General features: G+C 69.7%; 18 protein-coding genes. 10 read left to right on the forward strand and 8 right to left on the reverse strand.

Features of this window, described 5'->3' with window-relative positions:
* Window positions 1-3 precede the first annotated feature (3 nt).
* Genes B0I29_RS16470 through B0I29_RS16485 form a run of 4 tightly spaced genes read left to right on the forward strand, consistent with a single transcriptional unit; the run spans window position 4 to window position 2,177 of the window.
* A complete protein-coding gene (locus tag B0I29_RS16470; protein ID WP_111649959.1) occupies window positions 4-546 on the forward strand; it encodes a DivIVA domain-containing protein in 543 nt (180 codons plus the stop codon).
* Window positions 543-1,046, forward strand: coding sequence for an SRPBCC family protein (locus B0I29_RS16475; protein ID WP_111649864.1), 504 nt, complete (start codon window positions 543-545; stop codon window positions 1,044-1,046). The genes B0I29_RS16470 and B0I29_RS16475 overlap by 4 nt, the downstream gene beginning before the upstream one ends.
* Window positions 1,043-1,618 (forward strand): DNA-3-methyladenine glycosylase I, encoded by a 576-nt coding sequence (locus B0I29_RS16480; protein ID WP_111649865.1) that lies wholly within the window; start codon window positions 1,043-1,045, stop codon window positions 1,616-1,618. Before B0I29_RS16475 ends, B0I29_RS16480 begins: the two co-directional genes overlap by 4 nt.
* 25 nt (window positions 1,619-1,643) lie before the next feature.
* Window positions 1,644-2,177: a hypothetical protein gene (locus B0I29_RS16485; protein ID WP_245972560.1), complete on the forward strand. Its 534-nt coding sequence runs from the start codon at window positions 1,644-1,646 to the stop codon at window positions 2,175-2,177.
* On the opposite strand, the gene B0I29_RS16490 is transcribed toward B0I29_RS16485, so the two are convergent.
* Both B0I29_RS16490 and B0I29_RS16495 read right to left on the reverse strand, forming a co-directional pair.
* Window positions 2,174-2,974, reverse strand: a complete 801-nt coding sequence (locus B0I29_RS16490) for an enoyl-CoA hydratase-related protein (protein WP_245972561.1) — start codon at window positions 2,972-2,974, stop codon at window positions 2,174-2,176. The genes B0I29_RS16485 and B0I29_RS16490 overlap by 4 nt on opposite strands.
* A gap of 29 nt (window positions 2,975-3,003) precedes the next feature.
* The gene (locus tag B0I29_RS16495; protein ID WP_111649868.1) at window positions 3,004-3,810 is read right to left on the reverse strand and encodes a PaaX family transcriptional regulator; all 807 of its coding nucleotides are present in this window, start codon (window positions 3,808-3,810) and stop codon (window positions 3,004-3,006) included.
* A 274-nt stretch (window positions 3,811-4,084) separates the two neighbouring features.
* Here B0I29_RS16495 and B0I29_RS16500 point away from each other — a divergent pair, with 274 nt between their 5' ends.
* The gene (locus B0I29_RS16500) at window positions 4,085-4,252 is read left to right on the forward strand and encodes a DUF3117 domain-containing protein (protein ID WP_014447667.1); all 168 of its coding nucleotides are present in this window, start codon (window positions 4,085-4,087) and stop codon (window positions 4,250-4,252) included.
* Window positions 4,253-4,344: 92 nt separating this feature from the next.
* Window positions 4,345-5,739 carry a leucyl aminopeptidase family protein gene (locus B0I29_RS16505; RefSeq protein WP_111649960.1) on the forward strand — a complete coding sequence of 465 codons (1,395 nt, stop codon included), beginning with the start codon at window positions 4,345-4,347 and terminating at the stop codon, window positions 5,737-5,739.
* Between the two features lie 16 nt (window positions 5,740-5,755).
* Here B0I29_RS16505 and B0I29_RS16510 read toward each other — a convergent pair whose 3' ends face one another.
* Window positions 5,756-6,310 (reverse strand): O-methyltransferase, encoded by a 555-nt coding sequence (locus tag B0I29_RS16510; RefSeq protein ID WP_111649961.1) that lies wholly within the window; start codon window positions 6,308-6,310, stop codon window positions 5,756-5,758.
* A gap of 313 nt (window positions 6,311-6,623) precedes the next feature.
* Between B0I29_RS16510 and B0I29_RS16515 the strand changes: the two genes are divergently transcribed.
* Both B0I29_RS16515 and B0I29_RS16520 read left to right on the forward strand, forming a co-directional pair.
* Window positions 6,624-7,892, forward strand: coding sequence for a S1C family serine protease (locus tag B0I29_RS16515; RefSeq protein WP_111649962.1), 1,269 nt, complete (start codon window positions 6,624-6,626; stop codon window positions 7,890-7,892).
* A gap of 71 nt (window positions 7,893-7,963) precedes the next feature.
* Complete coding sequence (locus tag B0I29_RS16520) at window positions 7,964-8,368, forward strand: twin-arginine translocase TatA/TatE family subunit (protein ID WP_111649869.1); 405 nt, start codon at window positions 7,964-7,966, stop codon at window positions 8,366-8,368.
* Here B0I29_RS16520 and B0I29_RS16525 read toward each other — a convergent pair.
* Genes B0I29_RS16525 through B0I29_RS16535 form a run of 3 tightly spaced genes read right to left on the reverse strand, consistent with a single transcriptional unit; the run spans window position 8,365 to window position 11,336 of the window.
* Window positions 8,365-9,513: an Mrp/NBP35 family ATP-binding protein gene (locus B0I29_RS16525; protein ID WP_111649870.1), complete on the reverse strand. Its 1,149-nt coding sequence runs from the start codon at window positions 9,511-9,513 to the stop codon at window positions 8,365-8,367. The genes B0I29_RS16520 and B0I29_RS16525 overlap by 4 nt on opposite strands.
* 21 nt (window positions 9,514-9,534) lie before the next feature.
* Window positions 9,535-10,059 carry a DUF1003 domain-containing protein gene (locus tag B0I29_RS16530; protein ID WP_111649871.1) on the reverse strand — a complete coding sequence of 175 codons (525 nt, stop codon included), beginning with the start codon at window positions 10,057-10,059 and terminating at the stop codon, window positions 9,535-9,537.
* A complete protein-coding gene (locus B0I29_RS16535; RefSeq protein ID WP_111649872.1) occupies window positions 10,056-11,336 on the reverse strand; it encodes a magnesium transporter MgtE N-terminal domain-containing protein in 1,281 nt (426 codons plus the stop codon). Before B0I29_RS16535 ends, B0I29_RS16530 begins: the two co-directional genes overlap by 4 nt.
* 27 nt (window positions 11,337-11,363) lie before the next feature.
* On the opposite strand from B0I29_RS16535, the gene B0I29_RS16540 reads away from it, so the two are divergent.
* On the forward strand, window positions 11,364-12,242 hold the full coding sequence (locus B0I29_RS16540; RefSeq protein ID WP_111649873.1) for a PhzF family phenazine biosynthesis protein: 879 nt from the start codon (window positions 11,364-11,366) through the stop codon (window positions 12,240-12,242).
* A gap of 5 nt (window positions 12,243-12,247) precedes the next feature.
* Here B0I29_RS16540 and B0I29_RS16545 read toward each other — a convergent pair whose 3' ends face one another.
* Both B0I29_RS16545 and B0I29_RS16550 read right to left on the reverse strand, forming a co-directional pair.
* Window positions 12,248-12,790 carry a hypothetical protein gene (locus tag B0I29_RS16545; protein ID WP_111649874.1) on the reverse strand — a complete coding sequence of 181 codons (543 nt, stop codon included), beginning with the start codon at window positions 12,788-12,790 and terminating at the stop codon, window positions 12,248-12,250.
* A complete protein-coding gene (locus B0I29_RS16550; RefSeq protein WP_111649875.1) occupies window positions 12,747-13,448 on the reverse strand; it encodes an HAD family hydrolase in 702 nt (233 codons plus the stop codon). The genes B0I29_RS16545 and B0I29_RS16550 overlap by 44 nt, the downstream gene beginning before the upstream one ends.
* A 170-nt stretch (window positions 13,449-13,618) precedes the next feature.
* On the opposite strand from B0I29_RS16550, the gene B0I29_RS16555 reads away from it, so the two are divergent.
* Window positions 13,619-14,551, forward strand: a complete 933-nt coding sequence (locus B0I29_RS16555; RefSeq protein ID WP_375790640.1) for a DMT family transporter — start codon at window positions 13,619-13,621, stop codon at window positions 14,549-14,551.
* The last annotated feature ends 146 nt before the right edge of the window (window positions 14,552-14,697 follow it).

Below are 14,697 nucleotides of genomic sequence, written 5' to 3' on the forward strand. Positions count from 1 at the left end.
CGCATGGGTCAGCTTCTGCTCTTCATCGTCGTGGCGCTCGTGGTCGCGACGATCGTCTTCGGCGTGACCGTTCTGCTGAGCGGGGGCGACTCCGGGCTGACCCCGGTCGAGCCCGACGGGCGTGCGGTACCGCTTCCCAGCGACCGTCCACTCGGCGAGTCCGACATCGGTAGCGCGCGATTCGACACGGTCTGGCGCGGTTACCGGATGAACCAGGTCGACCAGGCGCTTCAGCGCGCGGCGTACGACATCGGTTACAAGGGTGAGCTGATCGGCGTGCTCGAGGCCGAGGTGTCCGCGCTGCGTGACGGCCGGCTCGAGGACGCCGACGCGCTGCGCCGCGCCCGTGAGGCGGCCGCGGTCCCGGCCCTCCCGGAGCCGCCGGCCGGCACCGAGGCCGCGCCGCACACCGACCTGATCAGCAGCGACGACCCGATCGACGAGGTCGCCGGCCTGCCGCCGCACGCGCGCTCCGAAGAGCCCGACGGCAAAAAAGCCGAAAAAGAAGAAGAGGACGCCGACGAAGAGCGGGCGGAGAGCCGGTGAGCGCCGCGGAAGGTGGCCCAGCCGGCGGGCTGGGTGACGCGGCGAAGCCCGGCATCGGCGAGTTCACCGCCACGGTCATCGTCAACGCGCCCGCGCCCACGGTCTTCGCCGCTTTCATGGACTGGGAGAAACAGTCCGAGTGGATCCCGTTCACCAAGGTCCGGGTCGTCGAGGGCGACGGCGGTGAGGGCAGCCTGGTCGAGGCGGTCACCGCGATCGGCCCGGCGGTGATCCGTGACGAGCTGCGCGTCGTGAAGGTCAACGCGCCGTTCGAGGTCCGGGTGGTGCACTGCGGCAAGGTGCTGCGTGGCCCCGGCTCGATGCGGTGCACGGCGATGTCCGGTGACCGTACCCAGGTCGTGATGCACGAGTGGTTCCACCTGCCGGCCGGGCCGGTCGGGAAGATCGCCTGGCCGGTGCTCTGGCCGGGCTCCAAGATCAGTTTCACCGGTGCGCTCAAGAAGTTCGGCCGCCTGGTGGAGCAGGGCCAGATTCCGTGACCGACCTGGTGGTCGGCGACGACGGCCGGGCCCGCTGTTTCTGGGGCGGCAGCACACCCGATTACCAGGCCTACCACGACACCGAGTGGGGAAAGCCGCTGCGCGGCGACGACGCGCTCTTCGAACGGCTCACCCTGGAGGCCTTCCAGTCCGGGCTGTCGTGGATCACGATCCTGCGCAAGCGCCCGGCGTTCCGGGCCGCCTTCGACGACTTCTCGATCGCCAAGGTCGCGGCGTACTCCGAGGCCGACGCGACCCGCCTGATGGCCGACGCCGGCATCGTCCGTAACCGGATGAAGGTCGACGCCGCGCTGCACAACGCCAAGGTCGCCGCGGAGCTGCCGGACGGCCTCTCCGCTCTGCTGTGGTCGTTCGCGCCTCTTAAGAAGCCGCGCCCCGCGACACGCGTGGACGTGCCGGCCATCACGCCCGAGTCCACAACACTCGCCAAGAGCCTGAAAAAGCAGGGTTTCAAATTCGTCGGACCCACCACCGCGTACGCGTTGATGCAGGCCACCGGCATGGTGGACGACCACCTGATCGGCTGTTGGGTCCCACCGGTCACCGCCTGAGGCGCCGCGTGATGAGATGGACCGCATGGCGCAGTGGTCAGTGATCATCCCGGACGAGCAGTGGGCGACCGAGCGGTTGTTCCAGCACGATGTCGTGACAGTGGCGAGCGGGCCCACCGAGGCCTCAGCCGGTGACGAGGTGCTGCTGGTCGCCGAGGAACGCGTCGTGGCGCTGGCCCGGGTGGAGAAGACCGACGGCGGCGATCTGGTCCTCGGTTACCTGCGGCGGGCGTTTGACGAGCCGGTCCCGGCGGACGATCTGGCCGGCGACGGCACGGTGACCGCGATCGGCGAGGAACTGTTCCGGCGGCTGGCCGGTCGGCTCGGCGCCCAGGCCGACAAGAAGGCGTGGCTGGTCAGCGTGGCCATGCCGATCGAGGCGACAAGCCCGGCCGAGGCGGTCCGCCAGTTCTGGTCGCACATCGCCGAGCTGGGTCCGCAGGAGCTGCCGACCTATGTCTGGCCGTCCGGCGACGAGCTGGCGATGCAGGCGTTCGTCCTCGGGGCCGAGGCGAACCAGGACCCCGAGGAAGAAGACGAGGAAGAAGACAAGGACTAGCGGCCGTTGAAGACCGGCTTCTGCTTGTTCAGGAACGCGCTGACCGCGGCCTTGTGGTCCTCGGTCCCACCGCAGATCGACTGGGCCTGAGCCTCGGCGGCCAGAGCGTCGGAGAGCGTGCCGGCGTCGCCGATGGAGAGCTCCCGCTTGATCGCGCCGTACGCCACGGTCGGCCCGGCGGCGAGCCGCGAGGCGAGCTCCTGAGCGGCCGGCAGCACCTGCTCGTCGTCCTCTTGGAGCCGGGTGAGCAGCCCGATCCGGTACGCCTCCTCGGCCTTCACCGGCTGAGCCAGCAGCAGCAGCTCCACGGCCTTGGCGTGGCCGACGATCCGGGGCAGCGACCACGAGATGCCGCTGTCGCCGGCCAGGGCGACGTTGGCGAACGCCATCAGGAACTTGGTCGACGGCCCGCCGATCCGGAAGTCGGCGAGCAGGGACAGCGACGCGCCGGCGCCGGCCGCCATGCCACGGACCGCCGCGATGACCGGCTTCGGCATGCTCGCGAGACGCTGCGCGATCGGGTTGTAATGCACCTGGACCGTGTTCAGGTCGGTCGACCCGGACTCCAGCAGCGTCGCGTGCTCACGAAGGTCCTGACCGGCGCTGAAGGCGCCACCCGCACCGGCGAGCACGATGGCCCGGACCGACCGGTCGCTCTCCAGCTGGGCGAGGGTGTCCCGCAGCGCCTCTTTGAGGTCGACGGTGAACGAGTTCATCGCGTCGGGGCGGTTCAGGGTGAGCGTGGCGACCGCGTCGGTGCGGTCGACGAGCAGGGAATCCGCCTTTAGTCCGTTCACGGGTGGCGGGTGGGGAGGTCGGATGGCGGTCATGAGTCTGAGAATCCCACACGGCTTCCACGCATGGCCGATTGCAGGCAACGTTCCACGTAGCGGTCGGCGGCCGGGCGCAGCCGCAACGCGTGCTTGTCGAAGAATCCGGCGGCCCGGGCTCCGGGCCACCCGGCCGGCAGCAGCGACGAGGGAAGCTGCGGGTCCTGGAAGAGGAACGACCGCCAGGCGTGCACCAGCTGGAACCGCGCGGCGTACGCCTCCTCATCGGAACTACGCGGAGTGATCGCCTTGACGACAGGCCGCAGGGTCGTCACGAAGTCCTCGTAAGACTGCCCGATTCGCCGGAGATCCCACGCTTGGTCGACGATTGAGGCGGAACCTGCCGTATGGCTGGCGCTGAACCGCTCGAATTTCGCGCCGGCCTCGGTGAGCGCCGCCTCTAATTCTTCCGACGCGCGCGGCGCCACCCAGACCTGTTCGCTGAGCGATCCGTACCCGAGAAAGTTGAGCCGGGCGGCGTCCCGGCGGGCGAGCGGCGGCTCGTGCAGAAGGATCATGTCGAACCGGCCGTCCCAGCCTCCGCGACCGGTTCTGTACACCCGGCCGGCCGCCTCGTCGAGCCGCCGTGCGGCCTTCGGGGTGAGTAGATAGCCAGGTCCGGACGCCAGGCGGAGCGGATGGAGCCAACCTTGGCGCACCATTCGCGACACCGCTGTACGAACCGCCGGGGCCGCGATGTCGAGCGGAGCGAGCAGTTTTACGAGGGCCGCGACCGGGGCTCGGGAGCCACGAGCACGCAGGTAATCGCCGTACAGGTCGAAGAGTGCTGACCGCGCCTGCATGACCGCACATTGTGACAGCCGAAAAGGCGATATGCTAGATGCTGTCACATCCGCCCGGGCTGGGTTTGGGTTCGCCGGTGTTCATCAGGGAAAATGTTTGATCGGCACGGTGGGCCGCATCGCGTTGACACGTGAAACGGCCTGTACGGCCGCCGGTCGGAAACGAGCACCGCGTCGCGTGGGGCTGAGCACGTGACGGGGCTGCTGGACATTCCAGGAGCAAGTGGCTGTGGGGCAACCCACCGACCCTGACGTAGGTCTGAGGGGAGACAAGATGGCGGCGATGAAGCCGCGGACGGGCGATGGTCCGCTGGAGGTCACCAAAGAGGGTCGTGGCATCGTCATGCGCGTCCCGCTGGAGGGTGGTGGCCGTCTCGTCGTTGAGATGACTCCGGACGAGGCCAACGCGCTGGGTGACGCGTTGAAGTCGATCGCCGGCTGACGTTTCACGCGAGCCCGCCGGTACGGTACCGCCCGTACCGGCGGGCTTTCCACGTCTTACGGAAAGGTCATCCTCCCGTGTTCGACATCCGCATGACCGACACTTCCGACAAGTCGGCGACCTGGATCGTGCCGGTCGGTCCGGACGGACCACAGCCGGCCGGTGATCTCGACGCCGAGTTGGGCGCGCTGGTCGGACAGACGGAAAGCGCAGGTCAGGCAGGCCGGGTCACGGTGCTGTCGCGACCGGTCGGCCGGCCCTCCCGAGTTCTTCTCGCGGGCATCGGCGACGGCGACGAGGCGGACTGGCGCGCTGCCGGCGCCGCCGCGGTCCGCGCGGCCGGCGACGACGAGATCCTTGAAGTGATCCTCCCGGCCGAGGTCGGTGAGACCGCTCTGCGCGGCCTCGCCGAAGGCCTCTGGTTGGGCGGCTACCGCTATCGCGAGGCCATCAGAGCGGCTCGCTCCAGCGAGGTGCGGCTCATCCTGAGCGAGACCCTTGGGTACGCGAGAAGCCTCACCCTGGCACGCGCCACCGCCGCCGCCACGTGGCTGGCACGGGACCTGACGAACACGCCGTCCTCGGTGAAGAACCCGGAGTGGTTCGCCGGCCAGATCGTCGCTGAGGCGGCCGGTCGCACCGGCCTGACGGTCACCGTCCGGGCCGGCGACGAGCTGGAACGCTTCGGCGGGCTGCGCGCGGTCGGCGGCGGCTCGATCTCACCGCCCCGGTTCGTGGAGCTCTCCTGGCAGCCGGCCGGCGCGACAACGCACGTGGTCCTGGTCGGCAAGGGCATCACGTTCGACACCGGCGGCATCTCGATCAAGCCGCGCGACGGCATGAAGCTGATGAAGAAAGACATGGGCGGCGCCGCTGCGGTCGTCGCGGCCACGCTGGGCGCAGCCGATCTGAACCTTCCGGTTCGCATCACCGCGCTGCTGCCGCTCGCCGAGAACGCGATCAGCGGCTCGGCGTTCCGCCCCGGTGACGTGATCACCCACTACGACGGCTCGACCAGCGAGAACACCAACTCCGACGCCGAGGGCCGGATCGTGCTGGCCGACGCTCTGGCGTACGCGGCCGAGCAACTCTCGCCCGACGTGGTGCTCAACCTCGCCACCCTGACCGGGGCGAACGCGGTGGCGCTCGGCAAGCGCACCGCCGCCCTCTACAGCCCCGACGACCAGCTGGCCGAGGCTCTCGCCGGGGCCGGCGCCGCGGCGGGGGAGCGGATGTGGCGGCTGCCGCTGGCCGACGACTACACCGACAACCTGCGCAGCGACATCGCGGACCGGGTCAGCGCGCCGGCCGGGCCGGGCTCGGTGATGGCCGCGCTGTTCCTGCGCGACTTCTTCACCGGCACCCGCTGGGCGCACCTGGACATGTCCGCGCCGAGCTGGTCCGACGCCGACGACCTGGACCTCTCCAAGGGCGCCACCGGCTGGGGCGCCCGCACCCTCCTCAGATACCTGGCGGCGTTGTCCTGAGCGCGACCAGAGCCAGCTAGCTCCGCTTGACGGCGGCCAGGAGGCCGGCGCCTGACGGGATGACCGCCGGGATCCAGTCCTCGGACTCGCGGATCGCCTTCACCGTCGCCCTGATGGTCAGGGTGTCCACGTCGCGGGCGGTCGGGTCGGTGATCCGCCCGCCGGCGTGCGCGCCGTTCACGATCAGCACGCCGCCCGGGCGCAGCATCCGCAGCGCCGCCTCGGTGCAGGCCGCGAACTCGGTGGTGTCCGCGTCCACGAAGATCAGGTCGTACGCGCCGTCGGCGAGGCGGGGCAGCACGTCCAGGGCGCGGCCGCTGATGATCCGGGTGCGGCCCGGCGGGAAACCGGCTTCCTGGAAGACCCGTCGGGCGATCCGCTGGTGTTCGTGCTCGACGTCGATCGTGGTGAGGACGCCGTCGGCCCGCATCCCGCGCAGGAGCCAGATACCGCTCACTCCCGTACCCGTGCCGATCTCGACCACCGACTTGGCGCTGCCCGCGGCAGCGAGAAGGCGGAGCACGGAGCCCGCGCCGGGCGAGACGCAGGGCAGGCCGAGCTCGTGCGCCAGGGCACGCGCGGTCTGCTGGACTTGGTCCTCGGTGGCGTAGGTCTCGGCGAACGGCGTTGACTGCGGGACCGGCTGACCGAATGAACGGGCTGGACCGATGATGGCGACCTCCGGACGGCAGTGGTGACGAGCGTGGTCCAAACACGCACATCGGATAAGAGAGTAGAGCGATGCTCACGCGTGATGCACTGCGCCGTCGATGGATAAACGACCCATGCGGCCCAGGACGGGAATCGGTGGCAAGGTGGTTTCTGCGGAATCCGTGTCATCCTGGATGCTCGGAGCCGCGCGGACCGAGAGTGGAGGCACCGAAGTGACCGACGGCTGGAACTGGCGCCGGCCCTCGGGCCCCGCTGCCCCGGGACCCGTTTCTTCGGGGACGCCCGATCCGGCCTCGCCATGGTGGTCCGATGCCATGGCCGACCCGTGGCGTGACCCCTACGCTCCGACGGCGGTGCACGTGCCGGTCGCCCCGATCGGCGACGTCCCGCAGCCGGAGTCCGTGCCCAACCCCGACGCACCCCGCCGTTCGCTCGGCCCGATTCTGGCGATCTGCCTGGTGACGGCCCTGCTCGCCGGTGGTCTCGGTGGCACGCTGGGCTTCGTCTTCGCGGTCCGCGGCGGTTATGTGGGCAGTGCCGGCGCTCAGATCGGCGCCACCGACCAGTCGGTTCCGGAGTCGCTGCAGCGGGCGCCCGAGACCCTGGCCGGCGTGGCCGAGCGGGTGCTGCCGAGCGTCGTGACGGTCCGTGTCACCGGGGCGATCGGTTCCGGGTTCGTGGTCTCCGCGGACGGTTACGTCATCACCAACGACCACGTGGTCGAGGGCGCGGGCGACACCCTGTCGGTGTCGTTCAGTGACGGCGCCACGGCTTCGGCGAAAGTGGTCGGCCGTGACCCGGAGTCCGACATCGCAGTGATCAAAGTCGCAAAGTCCGGGCTCACTCCGGTGGCCCTCGGTGATTCGGACACGATCGCGGTGGGTGACCCGGTGCTCGCGTTCGGTTCGCCGCTGGCCCTGGTCAACACCGTGACATCCGGCATCGTCAGCGCTCTGGACCGGCCGATCGAGGCCGGCGAGGCGGGCGGCGCCACGCGTTATTACGCGGCGATCCAGACCGACGCCGCGGTGAACCAGGGCAACTCCGGCGGCCCACTGGTGAGCGCGGCCGGCCAGGTCATCGGGGTCAACTCGGTGATCCGCTCGGTGGGCAGCACGGACACCGAGGCGGGCAACATCGGCCTCGCCTTCGCCATCCCGATCAACCAGGCCAAGCGCGTGGCAAAAGACATCATCGACACCGGCAAGGCCCGGCGTACGGTGATCGGCGCCGAAGTGGTGACCGGTGAGACCGCGGGTGGCGCCAGGCTGCGCGCGGTGGAGCCGGCCGGTCCGGCAGCCGCCGCCGGGTTGAAAAGCGGCGACGTGCTCACCCGGATCGACGGGCACGTGCTGGAGGACGGCACCGACCTGATCGCCCTGGTGCGCAAATACGCTCCGGGCGCGGTGGTGACCGTCGACTACCGCCGGGGCACGAAAGCCACGTCGGCGTCAGTGACGCTGGCCGCAGACACGAACTGACAGCCGGGCGGGCTGCCAACTCACAGCGGCCGTGCGTACGCTTGGCCCGGGACCGCCTGGGAGGCCGTACGGTGTTCGAGAATCTGAACTGGTGGGAGATCGGCGCGCTGCTGATGCTGGCGCTCCTGATCTTCGGGGAACGTCTGCCCAAGGTGATCGGCGACGGTCTGCGCATGCTGCGCGGCCTGCGGGCGATGGCGCAGAACGCGACGACCGACCTGAGCCGTGAGCTCGGCACCGACATCCAGCTCGAGGACCTGCATCCGAAAGCGTTCATCCGCAAGCACCTGCTGAGCGAGGACGACGAGGCGGCGATCCGCAAGCCGCTGCAGAACCTCTTCGACGACGTGAAGCAGGACCTCAACGGCGTGAAGACCGAGTTGAGCGACGTCGCGGCAGCGGCCGACATCAAGAAAAAGACTGAGCCGGTCGAGAGTCCCCGACCGGCCCAGCGATTCGACTTGGATGCGACCTAGCGCTTGGTGGTGACCGCCAGTCCCAGCGGCTTGCCGACCAGGGACTCGCGGCGGATCGCCAGCTTGTCGGCCACGCTGTCCAGGGCCTTGGCCGCCGGTGACTCCGGGTCGGCCAGCACGATCGGGGTGCCGGCGTCGCCGGCCTCACGGACCCGGGTGTCCAGCGGGATCTGACCCAGCAGCGGCACGCGGGCGCCGACGGTCTTGGTGAGCGACTCGGCGACGGTCTCGCCACCACCCGAGCCGAAGACCTCCATGCGTGAGCCGTCCGGCAGCTCCAGCCACGACATGTTCTCCACGACGCCGACCAGGCGCTGGTGGGTCTGCAGCGCGATCGCGCCAGCCCGCTCGGCCACCTCGGCGGCGGCCATCTGCGGCGTGGTGACGACCAGGATCTCCGCGTTCGGCAGGAGCTGGGCCAGTGAGATCGCCACGTCACCGGTGCCCGGCGGCAGGTCGAGCAGCAGGACGTCGAGGTCACCCCAGTAGACGTCGGCGAGGAACTGCTGCAGCGCGCGGTGCAGCATCGGCCCGCGCCAGACCACCGCGGCGTTGCCGGCGGTGAACATGCCGATCGAGATGACTTTCACACCGTGCGACTGCGGCGGCATGATCATTTCTTCGACCCGGGTGGGCTTGCCCTCCACGCCGAGCATCCGCGGCACCGAGTGGCCGTAGATGTCCGCGTCGACGACACCGACCGACAGGCCACGTTTCGCGAGCGCCGCCGCGAGGTTCACCGTCACGCTGGACTTGCCGACGCCGCCCTTGCCGCTCGCCACCGCGTACACACGCGTGCGAGAGCCGGGCTGGGCGAAGGGAATGACCGGTTCCGCGGAATCGCCACCACCGCGCAGCGTGCTCTGCAGCGCTTTGCGCTGCTCCTCGTTCATCACGCCGAAGTTGATCTCGACCCGGTCGATGCTCGGGAGTTTGGTGAGAGCGGCGGTGATGTCGTTGGTCAGCTTGTCGCGCAGCGGGCAGCCGGCGACAGTGAGCAGCAGGTCGACCTTTACCAGGCCTTCGCTGACGGTGAAACCGGAGACCATGCCGAGGTCGGTGATCGGGCGGCGGATCTCGGGGTCGTCAACGGTCGCCAGTGCGGCCTGGATGGCGTCCTCGAGCGTCGATGCAGGTGCGGACATGTTTGCCATGCTACGTCGAGCTCAGGGGTGCTCTTCCTCCCACTCCATCCGAGCCCGCTTGTCCCGCCGATGGGCCGCTTCGTCCAGTTCGTCAGCGAGTCTCGCGAGCTCGTTGCGGATGAAATCGCGGGTGGCGACCTCGCCGAGAGCGATCCGCAGCGAGGCGATCTCCCTGGTCAGGTACTCGGTGTCGGCCTTCTGCAGCGCGGCCCGCCGCCGGTCCTCCTCCATCGAGAGGCGATCCCGGTCGGATTGCCGGTTCTGCGCCAAAAGGATCAAGGGCGCCGCATAGGAGGCCTGCAACGACAAGATCAAGGTCAAGAACGTGAATGTGTACGGGTCGAAGCGCATGTCGGCCGGCGCCAGCGTGTTCCACGCGAACCAGGCGGCGATCAGCACGGTCATGTACACGATGAACTTCGCCGTGCCCATGTACCGCGCGATCGCCTCCGACCAGCGGCCGAACGCCTCCGGGTCGAATTTCGGCAGATGCACGCGACCCGGCTCGCGGGGCTGGTCCAGACGGTCGCGGCGTGGCTCGCTCATGTTTGATCCGCCAGCTCATCGTCGTGGGCGTCACGGTCACGCCAGTCCCTGGGCAGCGAGTGGTCCAGCACGTCGTCGACGGTCACCGCGCCGAGCAGCCGGTGCGCCGAGTCGACCACGGGCATGGCGATCAGGTCGTACGTCGCCATCCGCCGGGTGATCTCCAGCAGCGTGGTCTCCGGGCGCAGCGGGTCGATGCCGCTGTCCACCAGGCCGCCGACGATCGACGACGGCGGCTCGCGCAGCAGCCGCTGGAAGTGCACCATGCCCAGATATTTACCGGTCGGCGTGGCGCTCGGCGCCCGGGCCACGAAGACCTGCGCCGCGACGACCGGATGCAGTTCGGGCTCGCGGATCCGGGCCAGGGCCTCGGCGACAGTGGTGTCCGGCGTGAGGATCACCGGTTCCGAGGTCATCACACTGCCCGCGGTGCCCGGCCGGTAGTTCATCAGCTGCCGGACCGGCGCCGCCTCCTCCGGCTCCATCAGGTCGAGGAGCACCGCCTGCTCGGACTTGGGCAGCTCGGCGAGCAGGTCGGCCGCGTCGTCCGGATCCATCCGTTCGAGCACGTCGGCGGCGCGTTCCCGGTCCAGCCGGGCCAGGATCTCCACCTGGTCGTGCTCGGGCAGCTCCTCCAGCACGTCGGCCAGCTTGCGGTCGCTCAGCGCGGCCGCTATCTCGTTGCGGCGGGCGTCCGGCAGGTCCTGCAGCGCGTTCGCCATGTCGGCGGGACGCATCTGGTCGAGCAGCGCCAGCAGGTTCGACGTGCCCTGGGTGTCGGTCGGCCCGACCAGCCCGCGGATCCGGTTGTACTCCGCCTGGTAGACGTGACCGCGCCGGGCCAGCCGGCCGGTGTGCTCCCGGACTGCCAGCCGCGTGATGATCCACTCGGTGTTCCGGTTCAGCTCCATCCCGATGTCGACCACGATGCCGATGTGGTCCGGGCCGTCGCCGTGCTCCGGGACCACGGTGACCCGCCGGTCCAGCAGATCCTCCAGGGCCAGCAGCTCGTTCGGCCGCTTCTCGAACCGGCGCAGATTCAACGTGCCGGTGCTCAGGACAACCGACTCGGCGTCCATGCTGGTGAAACGTCCGATCGGCAGGAAGATGCGCCGGCGCAGCGCCATCTCGGCGACCAGCCCGACGATCTGCGGCGGCCGGTTCGTGGTGCGCAGCCGGACCACGGCGTCGCGTACCCGCCCGACCCGGTCGCCATTGGGGTCGAACACCGGAAGCCCGGCGAGGCGAGCCAGATAAACCCTCGTCCCCATGGTCACGCCCTCAGGTTAGGTTAAGGTCCGGACATGTCCACCGTGGCGTACGAGATCGTCGACGTGTTCACCGATCGGCCTTTCGCGGGAAATCCGCTCGCGGTGGTCTACAGTGCCGACGCCCCCGCCACCGGTGCTCTCGCCGCCGGCCAGATGCAAACGTTGGCGCGCGAGTTCAACCTGGCCGAGACGATCTTCATTCTTGCCCCGAGTGCCGAAGGCGCAACCTACCGAGTGCGGATCTTCACCACCGAGACCGAGTTGCCGTTCGCCGGTCATCCCTCGGTGGGCGCCGCCGTGACGCTGATGCGCCGCGGCGATTTCCCGCCGGGCCGGGTGGTGCAGGAATGCGGCGCGGGTCTGCTGCCGATCGAGGTCACCGCCGCGGGCTCGGCCACGCTCACCGGCGGAACACCCGCACTCGGCGATCCGATCGCGGCGGAACCGCTGCTCGAAACCCTCAGCCTGACGGCCTCGGATCTCGCCGGTCACCCCAGGACCGCCGGCTGCGGCTTGGATTGGACATTCCTTCCGGTACGCCGGGAGGCGCTGGCCAGGATTCAGTTGAACACGCCAGCGGCCACCAGGCACGGCGTGACCGGGATATGCGCCTTCTCGTGGTCGGACGGTGCCGCACACGCCCGGGTCTTCGTTCCCGGCGAGTCGGTCTGGGAGGACCCGGCCACCGGCTCGGCAGCGCTCGGCCTGGGCGTGTGGCTGGTCGCGGAAGGCCTGCTGCCCGGTGACGGCGAGTCGGCGTATCGGGTGCATCAGGGCCACGAGATGAAGCGGCCGTCCCTGCTGGACTGCACGGTGACCGCGAAAGGCGGCACGGCGACGTCAGCGACGGTGGCCGGGCACGTCTGCGCGATAGCCAAGGGCGAGATCGCGGTCCCGCCGTTCGTCGGCTGACCCGTCTAACGCTTGCGAACCCGGTGCAGGCGGAACGGCTTTCGCGTCTCCACCCGGGCCGGTGTCTCCCGGGGCGCCTCCGCCGCGGACTCGGCCGGTAGGTCGGGAGCGCCGACAGCGGACTCGGCGGCCGGGACCAGCCGGACCACCGCGCAGTCGTTCGCCGCCCACCGCGCCGCGACCTCGTCGGCCGAACCCGACGCGTTCAGACGCTTGCCGGCCAGCGCGGGCGCGATCGAACCCCACTCCTCGCTGCCCGGGACGAGCCGTTCGACCACGGCCTCGGTCACCACGATCAGGCCGCCGTGATCACCGCGCAGCCGGACCGTGGCCCGATCCGCCTCGGCCAGCCCGGGTGCGAACTGCTCACCCGGCCCGCTGACCACCACGATCGAGTTCTCGGCCGGCATGCACCACAAGGCGTACGCCGGACCGTCGCCTACCGAGATCCAGGCGATCGCCGCTTTCTTGATCGCCTCGTCGAGCACGCCAGAGGTCACCGGGTCATCCTGCCATCGCCGGCGTGTGGTGGAGCAGTCCCAGCACATCGGTCAGCGATCGCACGGTGCGCCCGGCGAAATTCGTGTCGGCGTCGAAGACCAGATGGTTCGCGAGATCCGGGGCGGCCAGCCGGACCGGCGTCATCCCGACCGCGGCCGCGCCGGTCAGCTCGTGGCTGCCGCCGTCACCGACGTAGAGACAGTCCTCCGGGAAAACGCCGAGTCGCTCACAGGCCGCCAGGTAGATCGCGGGATCCGGTTTGCAGACACCGAGCTCGACCGAGTAGATCTGTGCGTCCAGCAGCGGCGCCACCGGAAGGCCCGGCAGGAAGGCGGGAAGTTCGTGGGTGCAGTCACTGATCAACGCGGTGCGTACGCCCCGGCCCCGGATGGCGGTGAGCGCGCTGACCGCGTCGTGCCGCAGCCGGGTGTCGGCGCGCAGCGCGTCGATCCGGGCCGGCATGGCGGCGCGGATGGCGCCCGGGCGTGGCCGGCCACCGGCCTGCTCGATCACCCAGCGGAGGGTGGCTTCCGCCGAGCCGTACCGTCCGCAGGCCCGGGCCCGGAAGGTCCGGTCGAGGACGCCGGTGACGGTCTCGGGGTCGGCACCGAGCGACCGGGCAATGTCCGCGTGCTGGGGGCCGCGCTGGACAGAACGGGTCAAGGTGCCGAAAAAGTCGAACACGACCGCACGGTATGCGGGCATGTAAATCGGCCTCCAGGGCATCGAGGGAAGAAAACGGCAGAGGAGCCGTCGGTGACTGTAGCCACTCCGTCACTGTCAGCCAATAGACATCTGCAACTTGCGCAGTTCGGCTGTGCAAGAAGCGACGGCCGGGGATGAATATGCGCTCACCGCGTCAAGACGCCGCTTCGATCACGCGTACCCAAGGAATTGGATCTGGAATTCTGCCGCCGCCGACAACGGTGATTGCGCTGGTCGTGGCCATCCTGGCGGTCTCGTCCTCGGGACCGTTGATCGCTTTCGCCGCGGCACCGGCGCTCGCTGTCGCCTTCTGGCGCAACGCGCTCGCGACGGCGGCACTCACTCCTGTCGTGCTGGCATCCCGGCGCACCGAGGTGACCGGAATCATCAGTGGGCCGCTGCGGCGCGAGGGTCTTTTCTGCGTTCTTGCCGGAATTGCCCTTGCCGCGCACTTCTCCACCTGGATGCCGGCGGTCCAACTCGGTACGGTCGCGACCGCCACCGCGCTGGTCGCCACCCAGCCGGTCTGGCAGGGCCTGATCGCGGCCGCGCAGGGCCGCCGCCCGTCGCTCACCGGCTGGATCGGCATCGGCCTCGCGGTCGCCGGAGCGGCCTGGGCCACCGGCGCCGACTTCGGAGTCTCCTCACAGGCCGTGTTCGCCGACGTGCTCGCGCTGGCCGGCGGCATGTTTGCGGCGGTCTACACGGCCCTCGGCGAGCGGGCCCGGATCTCGCTGAGCACGACGACGTACACCTGGATCTGTTACGGCACGTGCGGCGTGATCCTGCTGGTCGTGTGCGTGGGCTCCGGCACGAAGCTGAGCGGTTACGACGGACGGACCTGGGCGGCGATTCTCGCCCTGGTGGTGGGCGCGCAGCTGCTGGGGCACTCGATGTTCAGTTATGCGCTCCAGCACACGTCGGCGACCGCGGTCAGCGTGCTGATCCTGCTGGAGGTGCCGGGCGCCGCGCTGATCGCCTGGTGGTGGCTCGGCCAGGAGATCCGCCCGGGTTCGCTGCCGGGCCTGGCGCTGCTCCTCGCCGGTGTCGCCGTGGTGATCATCGGCGCGGCGCGCGCCGGGCGGGCCGCTCCTCCGCCCTGATTCCGGTTCCGAGTTGGGTCCTGATTTCGGTCCTGATTTCGGTTGATAAAAGACAAAACCCTCTTTCTGTACGCCTTCCGCCGCACAACCTGTCTTATCGGGTACGGCTCTGGGCCGTCACCCAGGGCGCGGTTCCGCTCGTTGCA

Origin of the sequence: Actinoplanes lutulentus (assembly GCF_003259845.1) — a bacterium.
Lineage (GTDB): Bacteria > Actinomycetota > Actinomycetes > Mycobacteriales > Micromonosporaceae > Actinoplanes > Actinoplanes lutulentus.